Source organism: Sphingomonas sp. CFBP8993, assembly GCF_034044895.1.
Taxonomy (GTDB): domain Bacteria; phylum Pseudomonadota; class Alphaproteobacteria; order Sphingomonadales; family Sphingomonadaceae; genus Sphingomonas.
In genome coordinates this window covers 585323-605060 of sequence record NZ_JAXCWU010000001.1, presented here as the reverse complement: position 1 = coordinate 605060, position 19738 = coordinate 585323, and the positions used below count along the sequence as shown (strand labels likewise).

Genomic DNA, 19738 nt, shown 5'->3' with positions numbered 1-19738 from the left:
TGTACTTCGATCCGAAGTGAACGGTCGCCCGCCGCCGTCAATAGGGCGGCGCAACCTTGGCGCGATGTTCGCTGGCGGCGGCGGCCCACCAGGACAGGTCGTCCGCAAAGCGGGGAAAGGCACGGGCCAGCGAGGCGCCGCCATCCCCGGTCGGTCGACCCTGTTCATCGAGCGCCTGGCCGATGCGGCCGATCGCCAGTGTACTCGACACGACGACCATCCCCATCTCGGTCAGCGTACCGTGCCATCCGACGCTGGCATGCGCACCCCCAAGTCGTCCCGCCGAATAGCTGGCGATGGCGGCAGGTCGCCAGAACCATTCCTCGAGGAAATGGTCGGTCAGGTTCTTGAGGCCGGGCTGCGGTCCCCAATTATATTCGCCGGTGACGAACACGAATGCGTCGGCGGACCGGATATTGTCGGCCAGTGCCTCCAGCGCCGGGGGTGCTTCGCCCTTGGGATATTCCTTGTACATGCGGTCGAGCATCGGCAGGTCGACGGACTTGGCGTCGATCAGCTCGGCCTCGGCACCGCGATTCCGAAAGGCGCGGACCAGATAATCGGCCAGTCGGATGCCCTGCCGATCGGATCGATAGGAGCCGTAGAAGATCAATATCCGGTCAGCCATGCCACACATATTCCTTGCCTGCTCGCCGGATCAACGCCCACCACGGGGCGTCGATCCGGCCTGGCGCTTGGTTGGTGCGATATAGCGCGACACGTTGTCCGCCAGGACGTTGAGCGAGACATTGCCGCCATCGACGACAGCCTGGTCGAAATCCCGCAGGTCGTACCGCGCACCCAATGCCGCCTGCGCCCGTGCCCGCTGGGCGACGATCTCGGCCCGACCGACCTCATAGCCGCAGGCCTGGCCCGGCCAGGAGCAATAGCGGTCGACTTCGCTGACCGCATTGGTGCGCGGCAGGCCGGTGGCGGCGATGAATTCGGCCAGCGCCTTGTCGCGCGACCAGCCGAGGGCATGGATGCCCGTGTCGACGATCAGCCGCACCGCCCGCCACGCCAGCCCCATCAGATAGCCCAGACGCCCGGCAGGATCGTCGCGATACATGCCCAGTTCGTCAGCCAGTTGTTCGGCATACAGTGCCCAGCCTTCCGAATAGGCGTTGAACGCCAGGATCGAGCGGATCAGCGGCAATTTCTGCGCATATTCGCCCTGCCAGACATGGCCCGGAATGCCCTCGTGATAGACGAGGTCGGGGATGGTCACCCGGTTATGGATGGTCGGATCGCCCAGATTGACCCAGACCTTGCCCGGCTCCCGCCCGTCGATCGTGCCCGGTCCGCCATAGGCGGCGGGCGCCCCGGCCTCCTGCGCCAGCGGCATGCGCCGGATCTCCAGATTTCCGCGCGCCAGACGGCGAAAGGCATCGGGCAGGCGCGGGCGGATCGCGTCGATCCGGGCCTGCATATAGGCGATGATCTGACGCCGCCCGTCGTCATTGTCCGGGAAACCGATGCCGGGGCGGCGCTGATAGGCGATGGCACGCTCGGCCACGCTCCCCTCGGTCAGGCCTTCCTTGCGCAGGATCACGTCCATCTGCGCCTGAAGCTCGGCCAGCCGGGCCCGGCCCATCTGGTGAAGTTCGGTCGGGCTGCGGCGCGTGGTCGTGCCCGCGCGCAGACCCCAGGCATACCATTCGGGGCCGTGCGGGCGGGTGCCCAAGCCCGCCGCATCGCTCGCCACCGCACGCTGGGCGCGCAGTTCGGCCAGCTGACGCTCCAGCGCGGGCACGATGCCGGTGCGAACGATCGGCGCCGCACGGCCTGCCCAGTCACCCGGGATCGTCTTGGTCTTGCGCACCAGCGGGCCGACGAGCGGGCCATCGGGCGTGGCGGCCTCGGCGATCGTTCGGGTTATGCCGGCGATCGTCTTGTCGAGCAGGAAGGAGGGGGGCACCAGCCCCTGTTCGCGCGCCTGCCGGATGCGTACCGTCTCTCCGTCCAGTTGGGCGGGCATGGCGGCCAGGCGGGCGAGATAGGCTTCCGCATCGGCGACGTTGCGAACCGGCTGATCGCCGTCGAGCATCTGCGGCACGTCGAGCCAGGCCCCGACATTCTGGATCACGCCGTACGGCGTGTTGCGCCAGTCCCCGATCGTGGCGACGCCGTAGGGCAGAGCCATGCCGTCGAGGGCGGTGCGGAACGCGCTTTCGACGACGGCGATGCTGGTCGCGGTCGACGGGTCGAGGCCTTCGCGGGGCATCTGCGCCAGCGTCTTCAGGCTGTCGGTCAGGAAACGCTGGCGCGCGGCGATCCCGGCGGGCGAACGATCCTCCAGCCGTCGCCGCAGATCCGCATGGGTGCCTTCGTCCACGCCCAGCGTCGTCGCGCGTTCGGGCATCAGGGGCAGGAGCCCCCAGGCGATGCGGTCGAGCGTCGCCCCCGCATCGGCGGGCGCGGTGGCGGCGCTCAGCGCGGTCGGAAGCGCGGTGGCGGCGGTGAGGGCGGTCGCGCCGATCAGGGTCTGGCGACGGGAGAGCAGGCTGGTCATCCCCGATTGATGACCCTCCACCCGCCGCCCGTCAAATATGCTTTACCATGTCACGGAAAGCCCTTGCCGCCATGCGCGCCGACGGCCGTGCCGGTCGAGAAGGTCGCCTCGCCCGACGCCAGCGCGACATAGAGCGATGCGAGCTCGGCAGGCTGTCCGGCACGACCGAGCGGCGTGTCCTGGCCGAACTCGTGCATCTTGCCCGCCAACTGGCCGCCCGCCACCTGAAGCGGGGTCCAGATCGGGCCCGGCGACACCGCGTTGACCCGGATGCCCTTCTTGGCCAGTTGCTTGGCCATGCCGCGCGTCAGGTTCTGGATCGCCGCCTTGGTGGAGGCATAGTCGATCAGGTCCTCGCCGGGATCATAGCTGTTCTGCGAGATGGTGTTGATGATCACCGATCCGGGCGGCATCGACGGGATCGCCGCCTTGGAAAAGCGGAAGACGTGATAGACGTTGGTTTCATAAGTGCGGACGAACTGCTCGTCGCTGATCTCCATGATGTCCGCCTTCGATTGTTGATAGGCGGCGTTGTTGACCAGCAGGTCCAGCCCGCCAAGCTGCGCGATCGCGCGGCGCACGGTGTCCTCACATGCCTTTTGCGTGCGGATGTCGGCGGGCAGCAGCACCGCCTTGCGCCCGGCTTGGCGGATCAGGTCGGCGACCTCGCGCGCGTCGGGTTCCTCGGTGGGATAATAGTTGATCGCGACGTCCGCGCCTTCGCGCGCAAAAGCGATGGCGGCGGCGCGCCCGATGCCGCTGTCGCCGCCGGTGATCAACGCCTTGCGACCGGTCAGCTTGCCCGATCCGCGATAGCTCGTCTCGCCGTGATCGGGACGCGGCGTCATCTTGCCGGCCAGCGCGGGCCAGGGCTGGCGCTGTTCGGGGAAGGGGGTGCTGGTGTACGCGCTGCGGGGATCGCGCAGGCTCGGCACCGGCGTGATCGGCGCACCCGCCGGGGCACCCGCGGCCTGGGCGATCGCGGCGCCGGGCGCGGCAGCGGCGGCCAGTCCGAATGCGGCCCCGCCCAGGACGCTACGGCGGGAAGTGTCGGCGTCGCTCATCATCTCGTTCCTTCGGGACAACCGGTGGAAAGGTCGCGTGTTTCCTGTTGCAACCATCGACATGCGCAAGCGATCCTCGACCGCATCGCGAGGAACCGTGCAGCGCACCTGCCGTTTGCGAAGAATGACGGACGGCCCCAGCAGCATCGGCGACATCTTGCAGACACTTCGCGGTCTGGCCGACAAGCAGGACCGGGTCGCGCTGGACGATGTGGTCCAGGCGTTCGGGCGGCGCTCGTTCGGCCCGTTGCTATTGATCCCCGCGCTGATCGACATTTCGCCGATCGGCTCGATCCCGGGACTGCCGACGGTTCTGGCCGCGATCATCATCCTGGTCGCCGTCCAGCTGGCCTTCGGGCGCAAGCATTTGTGGCTGCCGGGCTTCATCCGGCGGCGTTCGGTCGCCAGCAAGACGGTACGCCGTGCGATCGACAAGGCCAGGAAACCCGCCGCCTGGGCGGATCGCTGGTTTCACGGACGGCTGCCATACCTGACCCACGGGCCCTTTCCTCGCGTGGCGGCGGTGGCGTGTATCATCCTGGCGCTGGCGGTGCCGCCGCTGGAACTGTTGCCACTGGCCACCACCGCCCCGATGGCCGCCATCGCCGCCTTCGGCCTGGCGTTGATGGTCGGCGACGGGCTGGTGATGATCGTCGCGATCCTGCTGGCGGTGGTGGCGGTCGGCGTCGGGACCTATCTGGCGATTACGCAAGCCTGATCGCGTTCACCCTCAGAAGCCGACCGACCTACCGTTTCTGCAACAGCGCATTGCGATCGAGGGTCAGGCGCGGGTCGTGGCAATAACCACAATCGGCCCCGACGAAGCGTTGCCGGGCCTTCGCATCGTCCTTGAGCTGCCAGTCGAGCCAGGCCGTCACGACCTCCGCCGCGACGCCGCCATGTGGTAGCATATAGGTGCCGCCATGCCCGACCGGTATGTTGACCAGGGCCGCTGGAATATGCGTGATCCGGCCGAAATCATCGGTGCCATTGCCGTGCGCGATATCGCTCGGGCCCCCCAGTATGTAGAGCGTCGAGCCGTGCAACCGATTTAGCAGCGCCTTGTCCGACACGATGCCGGGAATGGGATTGGCACCGGCGGGGAAAAAGCCGCTGTTCATGATGACGCTGGTCTTCACGCGCGGCTCGGCCGCGACGGCCAGGGCCTGCAACCCGCCACAGCTCCAGCCCGAGGCGGCGATCTCGTCGGTGGCGATGCGGTCGCGAAAGGGGCTGTCCGCCCGGCCGTTCTCCCGGACCGCCCAGTCGATCGCGTCGGATAGCAGATGGGTGGCCGTCGCGACCTGAAGCCCGCCACCGGGTGGGGACGCCTTCACGTCAACGGGCTTGGGGATCGTGCCGGAGGCGATCACCAGATAGCCATGCGAAGCGATCTCCAGAAGGTGGTTGCGCGACGCCGTCCCGTCCGCACCGCAGCCGCCATTGCCGAAGACATAGATGCCCAGCTTCGCCCGGCCCAGCGCCGCCATGTCGCGCGGGCGATAGACGACATGATCGGGGAGGTCGGCCCGCTCCTCCAGCATCGCGGGAAAGCGCCCCGTGCCGTGTTCCACAGCGTTGTCGGTCGCGCCTGCCCAACCGGCCGTGCCGATCAGCGCCGCCGCTGCGATACCCCGAAGCCATCCTGTCGCCATCATCGCTCTCCCTCACCACGCGCCGTTCGCCGTCGTCATGTTAGCGCCAACGTGGAGGACTTCGGCCTGACCCGCAATACGGTAATCGGCATAAGAAATAAGGGCTGGCTGCAAGCGATTGGAAAGTTGACGCGCTAACATTCTGGGCGTTAGCCTGTTGCGACCGGACAAGACGAGGGCGGCACATGACCGCCCCGGCGACTGGCATGAGAGGGAGAGCAGGATGCGACGCACGGCATGGATCGCAGGCATCGTGGCGATCGCGGCACCGGTCGCCGCCCAGACAGCGCCGCCGCCGGTGCCGCCGCTCGGCGATCTGTTCGCGCCGGTGACGTCCGCTCCCGCCGCTCCGGACGCGGATGGTTTCCTGCGCCGCTGGTTGATCCTTGAGGCCGTCGCCAAGCCCAACCCGACCAATGCGGTGTTCACCGGCACCTATGTCCGCCAGGCCTTGTCGCCCGATACCTATCCGGGTCGCTGGGCCGTGCTGCCCAGGGAGGGGCAGACGGTCCGCGTCGGGGACCAGTCGTTGCTCTGGCACGCCTATGACTCGCGGATTTGGGACGTGAAGCTGTTCCACTTCGCCCAAAGCCTGGGCAAACCGAGATATGGTGTCGTCTTCTGGACGACGACGGTGGTAACCAGCCCGCGCGAGCGGCGGAACGTCCGCCTGGCGGTCGGCTCCAACTCGGCCTCGCGCTGGTGGTTGAACGGGGCGAACGTCGCAGACCTGTATGACGACCGGCGGATGGTGATGGACGATGTCCTGTCCGACCGGCTTACCTTGCGCCAGGGACGCAATATCCTGCGCGGCGCGGTCATCAACGGGCCGGGGCTCAGCGATTTCGCAGTCCGTTTCGTCGATGCCGATGGAAAGCCTGTCCGCGACCTGACGCTGGCCGTCCAATGAGCGCCTCCAGACAGATCCAAGGACTGCCCCCGATGCGCCGTGCCCCGCTTGCCACCCATATCGCCCTGGCCTGCGCCTGCGTGACGCCCGTCCCCGCCGCCGCGCAGCTGGCGGGAGAGGTCTTCATCCATGATCCCTCGACCGTCACCCGCTCGGACGGCAAATGGTACACTTTCGGCACGCGCGGCGGCGGATTGATCTCCGACGATGGCTGGACTTGGCGCGGCGGCGCGGTACGCCCCGGCGGCGGTGTCGCGCCTGATATCATCAAGATCGGCGACCGCTATTATGTCGCCTATGCGGTCGGTGGTGGGGGCATGTCGGGCGGCCATGCCAGCGACGTGAAGATCATGTGGACCCGGACGCTCGATCCCAAGTCGCCCGATTTTGGCTATCACGATGTCGGCACGGTCGCATCGAGCGACGGGATCGAGAACAACGACGCGATCGACCCGGCTTTTCTCTATGCCGATGGGCGATTGTGGCTCAGCTACGGCACCTATTTCGGTGCCATCCGCATCGTCGAACTCGATCCCGCCACCGGGCGGCGCATGGCGGGCAACCGGCCGGTCGACATCGCGATCGACATGGAGGCGACCGCGCTGATGCACCGTGACGGCTGGTATTACCTGCTCGGCACCCACGGGACCTGCTGCGACGGGCCCAATTCGACCTACAACATCCGCGTCGGCCGCTCGCGCAGCGTGCTGGGCCCCTATGTCGATGCGATGGGGGTGCCGCTGCTCAAGGGCGGCGGCAAGCTGGTCGTCAGCGCGGGCGGGCGGGCGATGGGGCCCGGGCATTTCGGCCTGATCGATCTGGGCGGCGGCATGCAGAAATTCTCGATGCATTACGAGGCGGACATGAACCGTTCGGGCCGCAGCGTGCTGGCGATCGAGCCGCTGCTATGGCGCGACGGCTGGCCCGTTGCGGGCAGCAACGTCCGCCCCGGCACCTATGAGATCAAATCGGAGCGGAGCGGCAACGCGCTTCAGCTGCTCGTCGACTTCGTCCGCATCCCCTTCGACGCACGGGCCAGCTTCCGCGCCAAGCCGACCGATCCGGTCGTATCGCTGCCCGACCAGACCCTGGCGCAGGACAGCGCGAGCTGGCCGCAGGGGGCGACGCGGGTCGACATGGCGGCCTATATGATCCGCCCGCACCAGCAATGGACGATCACCCCGGTGGCCATGGCGGGCGGCTATATGGGCGCACCCTATTACCGGATCGGCATCGCGGGCACCGAGCGCACGCTGGCGGCAACCGGCGCGGGCGAGGTCGAGGCGGTGCCCCGCTATACCGGTGCCGACGCGCAGCTCTGGCGGATCGACCAACTCACCGACGGCAGCTACCGCATCACCCCCAAGGTCCAGGCCAAGGGCGAGGATACGGCATTGATGGCGATCGGCACCAGCACCGTAACGCTGACCCGCTTCGACCCCGACAGCGATGCCGGGCGATGGCGGTTCAGCGAACGGTCACCGTCATCGTGACACGACGGTTGGGAGGGGCAACCTCTTCATCGGGCGTCATGTCGAGTAGAGGTCGACCGTCGGCCGCCCAGTGAACACGACGGATGCGCGCGTCCCGTCCGTTCCCACCGACGCCATTGCCCCAGCTATGATAGACATAGAGGGGGGTGTCGTCCTCGTCGCTTGTGAAGGCGCCGTGCCCTGGCCCTTGTTCGTATCGGCGATAGTCCTCGTCGCCCGCGGGCATCGGCATGCTTTTCTGCAGCGGGGAAGACCATTTGCGCCATGAATCGATCCGGGTCAGATCCGCATCGACGGGCGCGGAGATGCCGTTGACGACATAGGTCGGGCTGACGCCGGAACTGGAATAGACGAGCGTCACCCGCTGGTCATGGACGAGCGCGAACGCGCCCTCGGCAAGGTTCTCTTCGACCGAGGTTACGGGCGCGATGATCGGGGACGGCGCGCTGGCAAGTCGCGTCGGCCTGGCGGGGTCGACCTTGGCGATCCATGTCAGGGGATCGCCCAGAGGGCCGGATTTCGGAAGATAGCGCTGCGACCAAGTGTAATAGCCTTGGCCCTTCACCTCGAAATAGGACATGTCGAGGCTGATATTGGCCGGCATTTCCGCCCGGCCCAGCGCGCTGCCGTCGGCCTTCAGAATGGCAGCGGGTTTGGACCAGTCGTCGGGATTGGCCGGATCACCACCATCGCGCAGCTGGATGATATGCGACTGGACGGTCGACCATAATCCCCCATCGCTCGATCGACCGTCCTTGGGGTTGAAGCAAGGCGCGAAGAGGATTGACAGCTTCCCGCCGATCTCGTGAATTTCGGGTGCCCAGTAACAGCCCGCGATCACGCGCCCCTCGGCCGTGCGATCGTGGCGGGTCCGTCGATTGAGCACGTCCACTTCGCGCGCGCGGCCGCCATTGTCGTCGGCGAGATCCGCGATGCTGTCCGCGACACGAAGCGGCAGATGCACAGAGCCGACATTGTCGTTGTCCGTGTCGTCGGTGGCGACGAAAAGATAACGGACGCGGTCCTTATGCTCCCACCGATAGATGTCGGGGTCGGCTCGGTTATAGGCGAAGATCGCCGGATAGCGCCGCTGGCGGACCGCGCCGTGGACCAGATAGCGGCCCGGCCGGGTCAGGCGCGCAACGTCCTCGGCGTCCCAGTCGACCGCACGCGTGGCGGTGGAGCCGTCCGAATATCCCAAGGTCACGCGCGCGCCGTTAAGGGCGCTGGCCTGTTTCATGCCGATGCTTTGCGGGGTCACGGTCGCCGTGGTGTTGACGACCCGCCCGTACCGCGCGGTCAGTGCTGCTGCGGTGGCGGCGTCGATCGGCAATGTGTCGCTCGCCGTCACCGTCACGTCACCGGTGAGGACCTGTCCGACATTGCCCGTGGAGGCGATCCGCGGCCTTCGTCCCCCCGTTTCGGGATAAAAGGGTGTCGCCTGCCACTCCTGCCGCGCGAGATCGGCGACGGTCGTCCAGCGTGGACGGCCGGAGCGGTCGATCCATGACACGATGTAGCGCCGGGTAGAGCTATCCCAGATGGCCCGTGGCATGGTCATGCCAATCGCTGTCGCACCCAGGTCCAGCGTGCCGAGCTCGCGAAAGTCCGAGGTCTGGGGATCGCGACGGAAGACGACCGCCGCACCAGGGTCCGGATTGCCGTCCATGTCCACGCGTGCGGCGATGATGCCGATTTCGCCATCCGCGAAGTAGAAGAGCGACGGATATGCGACGCCCCGAAGCGCCACTCGGTCGATCCCGACATAGTCGCCCCGCGCGAACGCAACGCCGTAATCATCGTTGAGCGGAACCATCCGGCCGTCCGCATCCGCCAGCCCCAGATGGACGCTTCGCGCGACGGTCGGTTGGTTGGCATCCTGGGTCGTGGTCGGCACCCGCGCATAGGCCTCGATCCGGCGGGAGGATGCTCCCAGCAGATTGACGGTGAACTGCTTGGTCAGGCTCGTGCCGTTTGCCCCCGTCAGCGTACCCTCCAGGCGGATGACCCGTGCCTGCGTGGCCGTGTTGGTCAGGACGCCGTCGGGCACGACGCGGCCATCGGCGCGCCATACGGCCTTGTAACCCGCCGGGACGGGCAGGTGGGATCCCGACGCCAGGACCGGAGCGACGATCCAGCGATCGGCAAGGGTCGTGGTGTCGGGATCGGCACGGTCCCAACGCGTTGCCAGCGCATCGCGCTCGGCCGCCGTGATGGCCAGCACCGTGCCATGGCGTGGCGATTTGGGCAGGTTGAACTGCCGGGGATAGGTCCACCGGATCTTGCCCCGAAGCGAATGGGTGGCGAGCGGAATGTAACCCACGCCGCCATAATCATCGACCCACAGGAAATAACGAAAGCCGCTGGTATCGCCGGGATTGGCACGGAACACGGTGGGGCCTTCCACCTCCGGCGTGCCGCTGCGACGACCGATGCAGCGGTCGATGATCGTCCATGCACCGGAGGCACCATCGGCGCGGAGCGAGGGAGAGGCTTGCGCAAGGATGTCGCTGGACGGACAGCCGTCGGCATCGCTGACCTTGGTGAAGCGATAATATTGGTCGCCGTCCTTCAGGACGGTGGCATCGATCATGCCCTTGGCCTTGACGGCACCGGGAACGTCGGCGGCCTTGAACCAGGGCACGGGGGTGGAAAAGGTGCGGAAGTCGCGGGTGGTCGCGCGCAGGATCTGCGGCCCGTTGCCGTCCTCGACCCTATGCGCGGCGTCCTTGTACATTGTGGACGTCCAATAGACGACATAGGCACCGATCGTGGGGTCATAGGTCGCCTCGGGCGCCCAGGTCATACCGGCATTGGGCAGGTTGACCCGCACATGGCGCTGCTTGCCCCAGTGGATCAGGTCGGTCGATTCCCAGATTTCGAGATACCGGCTGCCCTGGCTGGTCGATCGATCCCAGCCGGTACGTCCCGTCGAAAGGTCGGTGGCGAGCAGGAAGAAGCGATCCCCCTCGGCCGAGCGCATGATGAAGGGATCGCGAAGCCCCCGCGTACCCTCAGCGGATTCCAGGATCGGTTGCGCATCGTTCAGTGTCTTCCACTGCAGCGCGTCGTTGCCGTCGGACACCGCAAAGCGCAGCTTTTCCCCGTCGATCGTGTTGCCGGTGAAATAGACGAACATGTAGGCGGAGGGCGGGGGCGGTGCTGTCGGCTTGGCCCGCACGACCACGTCGATCGGCACGGCTAGCGGTCGGTGACCGGGGAGCGAAACCGTGGCGGTCAGGCGTATGCGCTGATCGACCGCGCCGCGCATGACCACCCCCTTGCGCACTGCGTCAACGCCACGACCTCGATCGGTGTCGGAGATGACGGTCGGGCTGGAGGAATGCCATGCGATCCGCGCGGCGGCGGTATCCGCATTGCGCGGAAGTCCGGTCAGAGCCGACGCATTGTCGGGCAATGTGATGTTTCCCCGGATCGGAGCCGCAAAGGCGGGATCGCCGCGAAGCACCTGGGCGATAGCGGCCGTCGTCGGATCCACGACCGGCGCGGCCCCTGCCAGCGCCAAGCCGGACGCTGTGATGATGATCAGGCTCAGGGGGCAACGCGCGTCGTTCATCCAGACTCTCCCGGTGGCGACGATGATGACCGCGTCATCTCGTCACGTCATATCGCCGCATTATGTAGGACATTTGCGGCATGGCAAGAGCGCGATTTAGAGGGTCGTAGACTAGTTTGACCGCGCAAATCCTCGATGGCCCAGGTCTGGCTTTTGGCTGCAGGGTTGGGCGACCACACTGATTAGTCGGACGAAGAATGGCCGCTCAACGCCTCCGCGACCGGCCGAGGCTATCGTCCCGCGTGCGACAACCGATCGCTCTTCGCGGACATGATAGACAAATAAGTGAAAGCGGCAGGAAATCGCAGCGTTCTGGCGGAAGAGGTGGGATTCGAACCCACGGACGGCTCACACCGTCGCCGGTTTTCAAGACCGGTGCCTTAAACCGCTCGGCCACTCTTCCGGATCGGCGGACAGCGCCTGTACGCCAAGCGGGAGGCGGAATCCACCATCGAATGCACCACCGTTCGTGAAGCGTGGCGGCGGTGCCGGAGAGCGGCTGGCTGTGCCTGGGTTGCGGTGGTGCGAGGTTCCGGCGCGCCCGCAGCTATGGCACACAGTCGGGCATGTGGGGGACAATTACCCGGCGCGTGATGCGCCTTGGCTTTATTTCGACCTTGGCGATGCTGGTCGGCGGTGTACCGGCTCAGGCGCAGGACGAGGCTGGCTTTCAAAGCTATCTTCAGCAGGTGCGGGGCACCGCGATGGCGCAAGGGGTCAGCCGCGCGACGCTGGACTCGGTGTTGCCGACGCTTACACTCAATGCCCGCGTGATCGAACTGGATCGACGCCAGCCCGGCGGCCCGGCCAATTCGGGGTTCAGTCCCTTCGCACCCTATAAGGCCGCGCATGTCGATGCCGCGCGGATCGGCCGGGGGCGGACCAAGTATCTGGCGCAGCGCCCGCGTCTGTCGCGGATCGAGCGTGAGACGGGCGTGCCCGAATCGATCATGGTCGCCATCTGGGGGCATGAGACGAATTACGGGGCCTATACCGGCAATTTCGATCTGCTCCGCTCGCTCGCCAGCCTGGCCTATGAAGGGCGGCGGCGGCCCCTGTTCGAGGGGGAGTTCATCGCCGCGCTGAAGATGATGGACCGGGGCGTCACCCGCGACCAGCTGAAGGGCAGCTGGGCGGGGGCGACCGGCAATCCGCAGTTCCTGCCCTCCATCTATCTGCGCCTCGCGCGTGACGGCGATGGCGACGGGCGTGCGGACATCTGGAACAGCGAGGCCGACACGCTGGCCTCGATCGGCAACTACTTCGTCAATGCCGGATGGCGCGCGGGCCAGCCCTGGGGCTTTGCGGTGACGGTGCCGGCGGGCTTCGACCGTTCGATGGTCCGCAACCGGCTGGTCAGCCCACGCTGCCCGCGCGTGTTCGAGCGGCACAGCGGTTGGCGGACGATCGCCGAGTGGCGCGCGATGGGCATCGTGCCGCAGGGCGCGGCCTGGCCGAACGATCAGGTGCTGGCGACGCTGATGGAGCCGGACGGGCAGGGGGCGACCGCCTATCTGCTGACCGGCAACTACCGGGTGATCCTGGATTATAACTGCTCGAACTTCTACGCGCTCTCGGTGGGGTTGCTGGCCGATGCGATTGCGGGCTGAGTGGATCGCCCTGGCCGTGGCGTTGCTCGCGGCCCCGGTCGCGGCGGCGACTACCGACGGTTCGGCGTCGCCGCGTTATGGCGGGTATGACGCGACCGGACGGGCGAGTTGGTACGGCCATGAACTGGCGGGACGGCGGACGGCGACCGGCAAGCAGTTCGACCCCGACGACGTGATGATCGCCCACCGCACCCTGCCGCTCGAATCGATGGTCGAGGTGACGGACGTCGATACGGGGCGCACGATCGTTGCGCGGGTGGGCGACCGCGGGCCGGGCCGGGGTGACCGGGTGGCCGATCTGTCGCTGGGCGCGGCACGGTTGCTGGGCACGAACAAGCGGTCGGTCGCGCATATCCGTTTGCGGGCGCTGAGCCCCGGAACCGATCGGCCTGGCCTGATCCTGGCGGGCGCGACGGCGGTGGCGCCGGTCGTCCGGCCGATCGCCCTCGATCCACGCGCGCAATACCGTGTGCAACTGGCGAGCTTTTCCAGCCACCCGCGCGCGGTGGCACTGGCCCGGCGGTTCGATGCTCATGCGACCGCGGCTGGCCGGCTATGGCGGGTCGAGCGGTCGGGCATGAGCGCCGAAAGTGCCAAAGCCCTGCGTGACGCGGCGGTCCAGGCCGGTTATGAAGACGCCCGCATCCTGCATCAGGATTGACCTCCCGGCTCCCTTTGGTCACGGAACACCCATGAAGACCCTGTACGCATCATTTGCCGCTCCGCTCGCCCTGGTCGCGATGGTTACCCCCTCGGTCGCCGCCGCGCCGCAGTTCGACACGCCCGCGCCGGTCGCGTTCATGAAGGACCTGTCCTCGGGCGCGATCCTGTTCCAGCGGGATGCCGATCGCCGGATGCCGCCCGCGTCGATGGCGAAGATGATGACGGTCTATGTCGCCTTCGACCTGGTCAAGAAGGGCCAGCTGAAGCTGAGCGACATGGTCACCGTGCAGCCGGAAACCTGGAAGAAGTGGCATGGGCCGCAAGCGGGCTCGACCATGTTCCTGTCGCCCAACGAGCAGGTCAGCGTCGCCAACCTGCTGTACGGCATCGTCACGCTGTCGGGCAACGACGCCTGTGTCGTGCTGGCCGAGCATATCGCGGGCACTGAGCAGAATTTCACCGAGCGGATGAACCGCACCGCCAAGCAGATCGGGCTGAACAACAGCCATTTCGGCACCTCAAACGGTTGGCCTGACGGCGGTGTGACCTATGTCACCGCGCGTGACCTCGCCGACCTTGCCGAGCATACGATCCAGGACTTCCCGCAGCTCTACAAGCAGTTCTACTCGCGCCGCGACTTCTCGTGGGGCAAGACAATGGGCGGCAATGCCATCACCCAGGCGAACCGTGACCCGCTGCTGGGCCGTGTCGCGGGGGCTGACGGGCTGAAGACCGGCCATACCGAGGAGGCGGGCTATGGCTTCACCGGCTCGGCCGAGCAGAATGGCCGCCGCCTGGTGATGGTGATGGCGGGCCTGAACAGTTCGAACGCACGCGCCGAGGAATCGGTGAAGTTCATGAACTGGGGCTTCCGTGCGTGGCAGGCCAAGCCGGTCGTCGCCAAGGGCAAGAAGGTCGCCGATGCCGAGGTCCAGATGGGATCGTCGAGCAGCGTCGGCCTGGTCGCGCCGCGCCAGCTGACCGTCACGTTGCCCGCCGGGCTCGACCCCGCGATCAGCGGCAAGGTCGTCTATCAGGGCCCGATCAAGGCACCGATCAAGGCGGGCCAGCATATCGCCGATCTGGTCGTCACCTCGCCCGACATGCCTGCGCAGCGCCTGCCGCTGGTCGCGGACAAGGACGTCGCCGAGGCGGGCTTCTTCGGCCGTGCCTGGTCGGGGCTGACCTCGTTCTTCGGCTGATCGCTTGACCATGCTGCCGGTCGGCAATGATGCGGGCCAGGCTGCCTTCGCCGCCGCGCTGGGCGGGGCCAAGCTGCACCATGCCTGGCTGATCGCCGGGCCGGAAGGTGTGGGCAAGGCCAGCTTCGCGCGCGCGGCGGCCACCCGGCTGCTGGCGCGGGCGAGCGGGGCGGGGGCCTTGCCGCCCGGCCTTGCCGTGCCGGAGGATCATCCGACCGCGAGGCTGATGGCGGCGGGGTCGCACCCGGATTACCGGGTGCTGGCCCGGTTGCCGAAGGATGCCGAAAAGCCCGATCAGGATCTGGCGCGGTCGATCACCATCGCGCAGGTCCGCACGCTGCAACCCATGTTCGCGACCGCGCCCGCCATGGGACCGGCGCGCGTCGTACTGATCGACGCGATCGACGATCTGGAGCGCGGCGGGGCCAATGCGCTGCTGAAAAACCTGGAAGAGCCGCCTGCAGGGACGGTCTTCCTGCTGGTCAGTCACGCGCCGGGACGACTGTTGCCGACGATCCGGTCCCGGTGCCGGTTGCTGCGCTTCGAGCGGCTGTCCGATACCGATGTCGCGCGGGTGTTGCGCCAGCAACTGCCCGAAGCGGACGAGGACGAGATCGCTTCGCTGGTCGCGGTGGCGGACGGGGCGCCGGGGCGGGCCCTGCGCTTTGCCGGGCTGAACATCGCCGGGCTGGACGCTGCGATCGCGCGCATCGCCGAGACGGGTGATCCGGGCAATGCCGAGCGGGTGAAACTGGCCAAGTCGCTGGCGGGCAAGGCGGCGCAGGCGCGGTACGAGGCGTTTCTGGACCGGGCGCCCGCGTTCGTCGCCGGTCAGGCGCGGGGTCGGTCGGGCCCTCGGTTGAAGATCGCACTGGACGCCTATGCGGCGGCGCAGGACCTCGCGGGGGCGGCGCGGGGGCTCTCACTCGATGCCCAGGGGACGGTGTTTGAGATGGCGGGGATTATCGCGACGTTGCGGTGAGAGTTCCGGGTAGGAGCAGGGCGCGGGCTTCGACTTCGCTCAGCCTGAACGGCTTTTGGGAAAGGCCAACGCTCCTAAGTCCGCTCAGCCCGAGCGAAGTCGAAGGCCACGCACCACCGTCAGCCAAACAGCCCTTACAAACCCACCCGCTCGAAATGCCCCGGCGCGAAACCGTCGATCGCCAGCGCCAGGATTCGCTCGGCCACGACTTCCGGTGCCTTGACCGAAGCTGGATCTTCCCCAGGATAGGCCTTGGCCCTCATCTGGGTCCGCGTTGCGCCGGGATCAACGATGGCGGTGCGGATCTTGCTGATCTCCGTCGTCTCGTCGCCGTAGGCGCCAAGCAACGTCTCGAACGCCGCCTTGGATGCGCCATAAGCCCCCCAATAGGCACGCGGTTTGCGGCCGACCGACGAAGTGACGCCGATCACCCGCGCCGCCGCCGAGCGGCGCAGCATGGGGTCGAAGGCGGCGATCATCGCGGCCTGTGCGCTGACGTTCAGCGTCAGGACGCGCGCGAATTCCTTGGCGTCGATCGCGGGCACGGCGGCCAGCGTGCCGAGCATCCCGGCGTTCAGCACCAGCACGTCGAGCGCCTGCCAGCGCTCGCCGATCGCAGCGGCCAGACGGCCGATCGATTCATTCTCGGCCAGGTCGAGCGGCGCGATGGTCGCCGAGCCGCCAGCGTTGAAGATGGTCTCCTCGACCTCCTCCAAACCCTTCGGCGTGCGCGCGGTCAGGACGACGTGCGCGCCCGCCGCTCCCAGCGCGATGGCGGTGGCCGCACCGATGCCGCGGCTGGCGCCGGTGACCAGCGCCAGCTTGCCGTCGAGCGCGCCCGCCATCAGGCGACCCGCTCGGCCAGCATCGCGAACTGGTCGACCGAGGCGGTTTCGTCATGGTCGGTCAGCGTGGTCGGATAGTCGCCAGTGAAGCACGCATCGCAATAGCTGGGCTTTTCGCCGCGCGTCGCGTTGAGCGCCTTGTACAGGCCCTCGATCGACACGAAGGACAGGCTGTCGGCATGGATGAAGTCGGTCATGCCGCCCAGGTCGAGCTTGGCCGCGAGCAGCTTGGCGCGCTCGGGCGTGTCGACGCCGTAGAAGCACGAGTGGCGCGTGGGGGGCGATGCGATACGCATGTGCACTTCCGCCGCACCCGCCTCGCGCATCATCTGCACGATCTTGAGGCTGGTCGTGCCGCGCACGATCGAATCGTCGACCAGGATGATCCGCTTGCCCTGGATCAGCGCGCGATTGGCATTGTGCTTCAGCTTGACGCCGAGATGGCGGACCTTGTCACCTGGCTGGATGAAGGTGCGGCCGACATAGTGGGAGCGGATGATGCCCAGCTCGAACGGAATACCCGATGCCTGGGCATAGCCGATCGCGGCGGGCACGCCCGAATCAGGCACCGGGATGACCAGGTCGGCCTCGACCGGTGCTTCATGGGCCAGCTGCGCGCCGATTTCCTTGCGCACCGAATAGACGGACTGGTCGCCCGCGATCGAATCGGGGCGGCTGAAATAGACCCATTCGAAGATGCAGGGGCGCGGATCGACCGCCTGGAACGGGCGGATCGAGCGGATTTCGGTGCCCTGGACGATGACCAGCTCGCCCGGTTCGACCGCGCGCTCGAAGGTCGCGCCGCACACGTCGAGCGCCACCGTCTCCGAGGCGAAGATCACCGCGCCGTCCAGGCGACCCATGACCAGCGGCCGGATGCCCAGCGGATCGCGGCAGGCGATCATGCCCTCCGGCGTCATCACGATCAGCGCATAGCCGCCCTCGACTTGCTTCAGCGCGTCGATGAAACGGTCGAGCAAGGTGCGGTAATTGGAGGTCGCGACCATGTGGATGATCGTCTCGGTATCGCTGGTCGACTGGAAGATCGAACCGCGACGGACGAGTTCGCGACGCAGCTTCATCGCGTTGGAAATATTGCCGTTATGCGCGATGGCGAAGCCGCCGGTCGACAGATCGGCATAAAGCGGCTGGACGTTGCGCAGCGAGGTGTCGCCGGTCGTCGAGTAGCGGACATGGCCGCAGGCGACTTCGCCGGGCAGGCCACGGATCACGTCGTCGCGATCGAAATTGCCCGCGACATGGCCCATCGCACGGTGGGTGTGGAACACGGTGCCATCGAAGCTGGTGATGCCCGCCGCTTCCTGCCCGCGATGCTGGAGCGCATGAAGGCCCAGCGCGGTCAGCGCGGCCGCGCCGGTGGCGCCGGACACGCCGAAGATGCCGCATTCCTCGCGGAGTTTGTCGTCGTCGAAGGGGTTGGTGGTCAGCATGGGAGAGGCGCTCGCAACGTTCGCAACTAAGGGGCAGACGGGGCGCATATAGGAATGTGATCGGCGTTTGTCGCCTGTTTGTCATCATCGGCGGGATCATTTTCGCGAAGACTGCGTTTCGGGCCCCAACGGAAGGGATGGCATATGGCACGCGATCACGGCGCCCAGATCAAGGACGATGCGCTCTATGAAGAGCTGCGCAAGCAGGGCCAGTCCAAGGAAAAGGCCGCACGCATCGCCAATGCCAAGGCGAATGGCTCCCTGAGCCACAATGCGACCCATTTGGAGGATCGCACGAAGGTCGACCTGATGGCCGAGGCGCGCAAGATCGGCATCGCGGGCCGGTCGAAGATGACCAAGGCTGAACTCGTCGACGCGATTCGCGGTCATGGGTGAGGTGGGATCAGCGGCGGGCAACACCGGCAACGGATGACTTTCGCCCCGTTTCATTCTAACCCCGCCGCATGGCCGACCACCGCGACACCGGGCTGACGCTCGACCCAAAATTCGACGCCCATGGCTTGCTGACCGCGATCGTGACCGATCGCGCGACTGGCGAGCTGCTGATGGTCGCGCATATGAATGCCGAGGCGCTGGACGCCACGCGGGCCACCGGCGAGGCACATTTCTGGTCGCGTAGCCGTGGGAGGTTGTGGAAGAAGGGCGAAAGCTCGGGCAATGTGCTGCACGTCGTGGAGATGCGGATCGACTGCGATCAGGATGCGCTCTGGGTGATCTGCGAGCCGGCGGGTCCGGCTTGTCACACCGGCGCGCGCAGTTGCTTCTTTCGCCGGATCGAGGGCGACGGGCTGGTGTCGGTCGCGTGAAGCGGGGCGTGATCGCCCTGGCAGGTCTCCTGATTTTGGCGGGGTGCGGGCAGGGGGGTGACGGCGCCGACAATGCCGCGGGCGAACGTCTGGAAACCGCGAGCATTGCGGCCGGACTGGTCGCGGACCCCGCCGCCGCGCCGCTCGACGGCGTCTGGTCGCGCGATAGCGACCGGATGTGCATATCCCCAACGGGAAGCGGTGATGGCTCGGCGCGGCGGATCGGCGTGACGCTGGATTATGGCGAAGGGCAGGGCTGCGTCGCGTCCGGCACGCTGCGGCGTTCGGGCCCCGAATTGAAGGTCGCGTTCGGGCAATGCCGCTTCGCCGCACGCTTCGACGGGGACAGCATCCAGTTTCCGGCTTCACTGCCCGCCGCCTGCACCACCCTGTGTACCGGCCGCGCCACCCTGTCCGCGCTGATCGTCGAGCGGGTCAGTGCATCCCTGGCGGAGGCGCGGACGCTGCGCAGTCCGGGGGGCAAGGCGCTTTGCGTCGATTGACGTTCACGTAAAGGGTATATAGCCTGATCGCGATGACCCAGGTCGCCGCCTCCGCCGAACCGCTGCCGCGCGCCGATCGCGACGATTATTCGATTACCGAACTATGCGCCGAATTCGGCGTTACCGCGCGGGCGCTGCGCTTCTATGAGGACGAGGGGCTGATCTCGCCCGAACGGCGGGGGACGCAGCGCATCTATTCCCAGCGTGACCGGGCGAGGCTCGCTTGGATATTGCGTGGCAAGCGGGTGGGGTTCAGCCTGGCCGATATCCGCGAAATGATCGACCTCTACGATCTGGGCGACGGTCGCCGCCAGCAGCGCGAGGTGGCCGTCGCCCGCTGCACCGCCAAGATCGATGCGCTTCTGGCCCAGAGGCGCGACATCGACGCGGCGATCGCCGAATTGACCGACTTCGTCGCGGTCGTCCGTTCGCACCACGACTGAG

Annotated in this window: 18 protein-coding genes and 1 tRNA gene; 11 read left to right on the top strand and 8 right to left on the bottom strand. The window is 67.1% G+C overall.

The features are described 5' to 3' along the window. Window positions 1–37 precede the first annotated feature (37 nt). From SOM26_RS02715 to SOM26_RS02705, 3 genes are read right to left on the bottom strand one after another with little or no spacing between them, the layout of a single operon-like run. On the bottom strand, window positions 38–628 hold the full coding sequence (locus SOM26_RS02715) for an NADPH-dependent FMN reductase (protein ID WP_320451180.1): 591 nt from the start codon (window positions 626–628) through the stop codon (window positions 38–40). A gap of 30 nt (window positions 629–658) precedes the next feature. Beyond that, complete coding sequence (locus SOM26_RS02710) at window positions 659–2512, bottom strand: DUF885 domain-containing protein (protein WP_320451179.1); 1854 nt, start codon at window positions 2510–2512, stop codon at window positions 659–661. Between the two features lie 50 nt (window positions 2513–2562). Further along, complete coding sequence (locus SOM26_RS02705) at window positions 2563–3576, bottom strand: SDR family oxidoreductase (protein WP_320451282.1); 1014 nt, start codon at window positions 3574–3576, stop codon at window positions 2563–2565. Between the two features lie 124 nt (window positions 3577–3700). Between SOM26_RS02705 and SOM26_RS02700 the strand changes: the two genes are divergently transcribed. Further along, window positions 3701–4294 carry an exopolysaccharide biosynthesis protein gene (locus tag SOM26_RS02700; protein ID WP_320451178.1) on the top strand — a complete coding sequence of 198 codons (594 nt, stop codon included), beginning with the start codon at window positions 3701–3703 and terminating at the stop codon, window positions 4292–4294. A 28-nt stretch (window positions 4295–4322) separates the two neighbouring features. Here SOM26_RS02700 and SOM26_RS02695 read toward each other — a convergent pair whose 3' ends face one another. Continuing rightward, on the bottom strand, window positions 4323–5234 hold the full coding sequence (locus tag SOM26_RS02695) for a dienelactone hydrolase family protein (protein ID WP_320451177.1): 912 nt from the start codon (window positions 5232–5234) through the stop codon (window positions 4323–4325). 220 nt (window positions 5235–5454) lie between these two features. Between SOM26_RS02695 and SOM26_RS02690 the strand changes: the two genes are divergently transcribed. Together SOM26_RS02690 and SOM26_RS02685 are read left to right on the top strand one after the other, a co-directional pair. Beyond that, on the top strand, window positions 5455–6141 hold the full coding sequence (locus tag SOM26_RS02690; RefSeq protein ID WP_320451176.1) for an acetylxylan esterase: 687 nt from the start codon (window positions 5455–5457) through the stop codon (window positions 6139–6141). A 32-nt stretch (window positions 6142–6173) separates the two neighbouring features. Continuing rightward, window positions 6174–7634: a family 43 glycosylhydrolase gene (locus SOM26_RS02685; protein ID WP_320451175.1), complete on the top strand. Its 1461-nt coding sequence runs from the start codon at window positions 6174–6176 to the stop codon at window positions 7632–7634. Here the strand turns inward: SOM26_RS02685 and SOM26_RS02680 are convergent. Together SOM26_RS02680 and SOM26_RS02675 are read right to left on the bottom strand one after the other, a co-directional pair. Beyond that, window positions 7609–11211 carry a family 43 glycosylhydrolase gene (locus SOM26_RS02680; RefSeq protein ID WP_320451174.1) on the bottom strand — a complete coding sequence of 1201 codons (3603 nt, stop codon included), beginning with the start codon at window positions 11209–11211 and terminating at the stop codon, window positions 7609–7611. The genes SOM26_RS02685 and SOM26_RS02680 overlap by 26 nt on opposite strands. A gap of 313 nt (window positions 11212–11524) precedes the next feature. Next, window positions 11525–11614, bottom strand: a tRNA-Ser gene (locus SOM26_RS02675). Window positions 11615–11804: 190 nt separating this feature from the next. Here SOM26_RS02675 and SOM26_RS02670 point away from each other — a divergent pair. Genes SOM26_RS02670 through SOM26_RS02655 form a run of 4 tightly spaced genes read left to right on the top strand, consistent with a single transcriptional unit; the run spans window position 11805 to window position 15668 of the window. Then, window positions 11805–12821 (top strand): lytic murein transglycosylase, encoded by a 1017-nt coding sequence (locus tag SOM26_RS02670; protein ID WP_320451281.1) that lies wholly within the window; start codon window positions 11805–11807, stop codon window positions 12819–12821. Continuing rightward, window positions 12805–13482 (top strand): septal ring lytic transglycosylase RlpA family protein, encoded by a 678-nt coding sequence (locus tag SOM26_RS02665; protein WP_320451173.1) that lies wholly within the window; start codon window positions 12805–12807, stop codon window positions 13480–13482. Before SOM26_RS02670 ends, SOM26_RS02665 begins: the two co-directional genes overlap by 17 nt. A gap of 31 nt (window positions 13483–13513) precedes the next feature. Next, entirely contained in the window at window positions 13514–14686 is a 1173-nt protein-coding gene (locus tag SOM26_RS02660; protein ID WP_414712000.1) for a D-alanyl-D-alanine carboxypeptidase family protein, read from the top strand. Window positions 14687–14696: 10 nt separating this feature from the next. Continuing rightward, entirely contained in the window at window positions 14697–15668 is a 972-nt protein-coding gene (locus tag SOM26_RS02655; protein ID WP_320451279.1) for a DNA polymerase III delta subunit-related protein, read from the top strand. 134 nt (window positions 15669–15802) lie between these two features. On the opposite strand, the gene SOM26_RS02650 is transcribed toward SOM26_RS02655, so the two are convergent. Then, window positions 15803–16513 (bottom strand): SDR family NAD(P)-dependent oxidoreductase, encoded by a 711-nt coding sequence (locus SOM26_RS02650; protein ID WP_320451172.1) that lies wholly within the window; start codon window positions 16511–16513, stop codon window positions 15803–15805. Further along, entirely contained in the window at window positions 16513–17964 is a 1452-nt protein-coding gene (gene purF, locus SOM26_RS02645; RefSeq protein ID WP_320451171.1) for an amidophosphoribosyltransferase, read from the bottom strand. Before purF ends, SOM26_RS02650 begins: the two co-directional genes overlap by 1 nt. A gap of 144 nt (window positions 17965–18108) precedes the next feature. Between purF and SOM26_RS02640 the strand changes: the two genes are divergently transcribed. The 4 genes from SOM26_RS02640 to SOM26_RS02625 all read left to right on the top strand — a co-directional run bounded on the left by SOM26_RS02640 (window position 18109) and on the right by SOM26_RS02625 (window position 19737). After that, complete coding sequence (locus SOM26_RS02640) at window positions 18109–18360, top strand: Rho termination factor N-terminal domain-containing protein (protein WP_320451170.1); 252 nt, start codon at window positions 18109–18111, stop codon at window positions 18358–18360. 68 nt (window positions 18361–18428) lie between these two features. Then, complete coding sequence (gene hisI, locus SOM26_RS02635; protein WP_320451169.1) at window positions 18429–18791, top strand: phosphoribosyl-AMP cyclohydrolase; 363 nt, start codon at window positions 18429–18431, stop codon at window positions 18789–18791. A gap of 8 nt (window positions 18792–18799) precedes the next feature. Beyond that, complete coding sequence (locus tag SOM26_RS02630) at window positions 18800–19294, top strand: hypothetical protein (RefSeq protein ID WP_320451168.1); 495 nt, start codon at window positions 18800–18802, stop codon at window positions 19292–19294. Between the two features lie 32 nt (window positions 19295–19326). Beyond that, complete coding sequence (locus SOM26_RS02625; protein ID WP_320451167.1) at window positions 19327–19737, top strand: MerR family transcriptional regulator; 411 nt, start codon at window positions 19327–19329, stop codon at window positions 19735–19737. Window position 19738: the final 1 nt, after the last annotated feature.

Coding starts and splice junctions, on each gene's coding strand:
- SOM26_RS02640 (WP_320451170.1), top strand. CDS start 18,109: ATGGCACGCGATCACGGCGCCCAGATCAAGGACGATGCGCTCTATGAA.
- SOM26_RS02625 (WP_320451167.1), top strand. CDS start 19,327: ATGACCCAGGTCGCCGCCTCCGCCGAACCGCTGCCGCGCGCCGATCGC.
- SOM26_RS02695 (WP_320451177.1), bottom strand. CDS start 5,234: ATGATGGCGACAGGATGGCTTCGGGGTATCGCAGCGGCGGCGCTGATC.
- SOM26_RS02700 (WP_320451178.1), top strand. CDS start 3,701: ATGACGGACGGCCCCAGCAGCATCGGCGACATCTTGCAGACACTTCGC.
- SOM26_RS02705 (WP_320451282.1), bottom strand. CDS start 3,576: ATGAGCGACGCCGACACTTCCCGCCGTAGCGTCCTGGGCGGGGCCGCA.
- SOM26_RS02650 (WP_320451172.1), bottom strand. CDS start 16,513: ATGGCGGGCGCGCTCGACGGCAAGCTGGCGCTGGTCACCGGCGCCAGC.
- SOM26_RS02665 (WP_320451173.1), top strand. CDS start 12,805: ATGCGATTGCGGGCTGAGTGGATCGCCCTGGCCGTGGCGTTGCTCGCG.
- SOM26_RS02710 (WP_320451179.1), bottom strand. CDS start 2,512: ATGACCAGCCTGCTCTCCCGTCGCCAGACCCTGATCGGCGCGACCGCC.
- SOM26_RS02685 (WP_320451175.1), top strand. CDS start 6,174: ATGCGCCGTGCCCCGCTTGCCACCCATATCGCCCTGGCCTGCGCCTGC.
- SOM26_RS02690 (WP_320451176.1), top strand. CDS start 5,455: ATGCGACGCACGGCATGGATCGCAGGCATCGTGGCGATCGCGGCACCG.
- SOM26_RS02655 (WP_320451279.1), top strand. CDS start 14,697: ATGCTGCCGGTCGGCAATGATGCGGGCCAGGCTGCCTTCGCCGCCGCG.
- SOM26_RS02680 (WP_320451174.1), bottom strand. CDS start 11,211: ATGAACGACGCGCGTTGCCCCCTGAGCCTGATCATCATCACAGCGTCC.
- SOM26_RS02715 (WP_320451180.1), bottom strand. CDS start 628: ATGGCTGACCGGATATTGATCTTCTACGGCTCCTATCGATCCGATCGG.
- SOM26_RS02660 (WP_414712000.1), top strand. CDS start 13,514: ATGAAGACCCTGTACGCATCATTTGCCGCTCCGCTCGCCCTGGTCGCG.
- purF (WP_320451171.1), bottom strand. CDS start 17,964: ATGCTGACCACCAACCCCTTCGACGACGACAAACTCCGCGAGGAATGC.
- hisI (WP_320451169.1), top strand. CDS start 18,429: ATGGCCGACCACCGCGACACCGGGCTGACGCTCGACCCAAAATTCGAC.
- SOM26_RS02670 (WP_320451281.1), top strand. CDS start 11,805: ATGCGCCTTGGCTTTATTTCGACCTTGGCGATGCTGGTCGGCGGTGTA.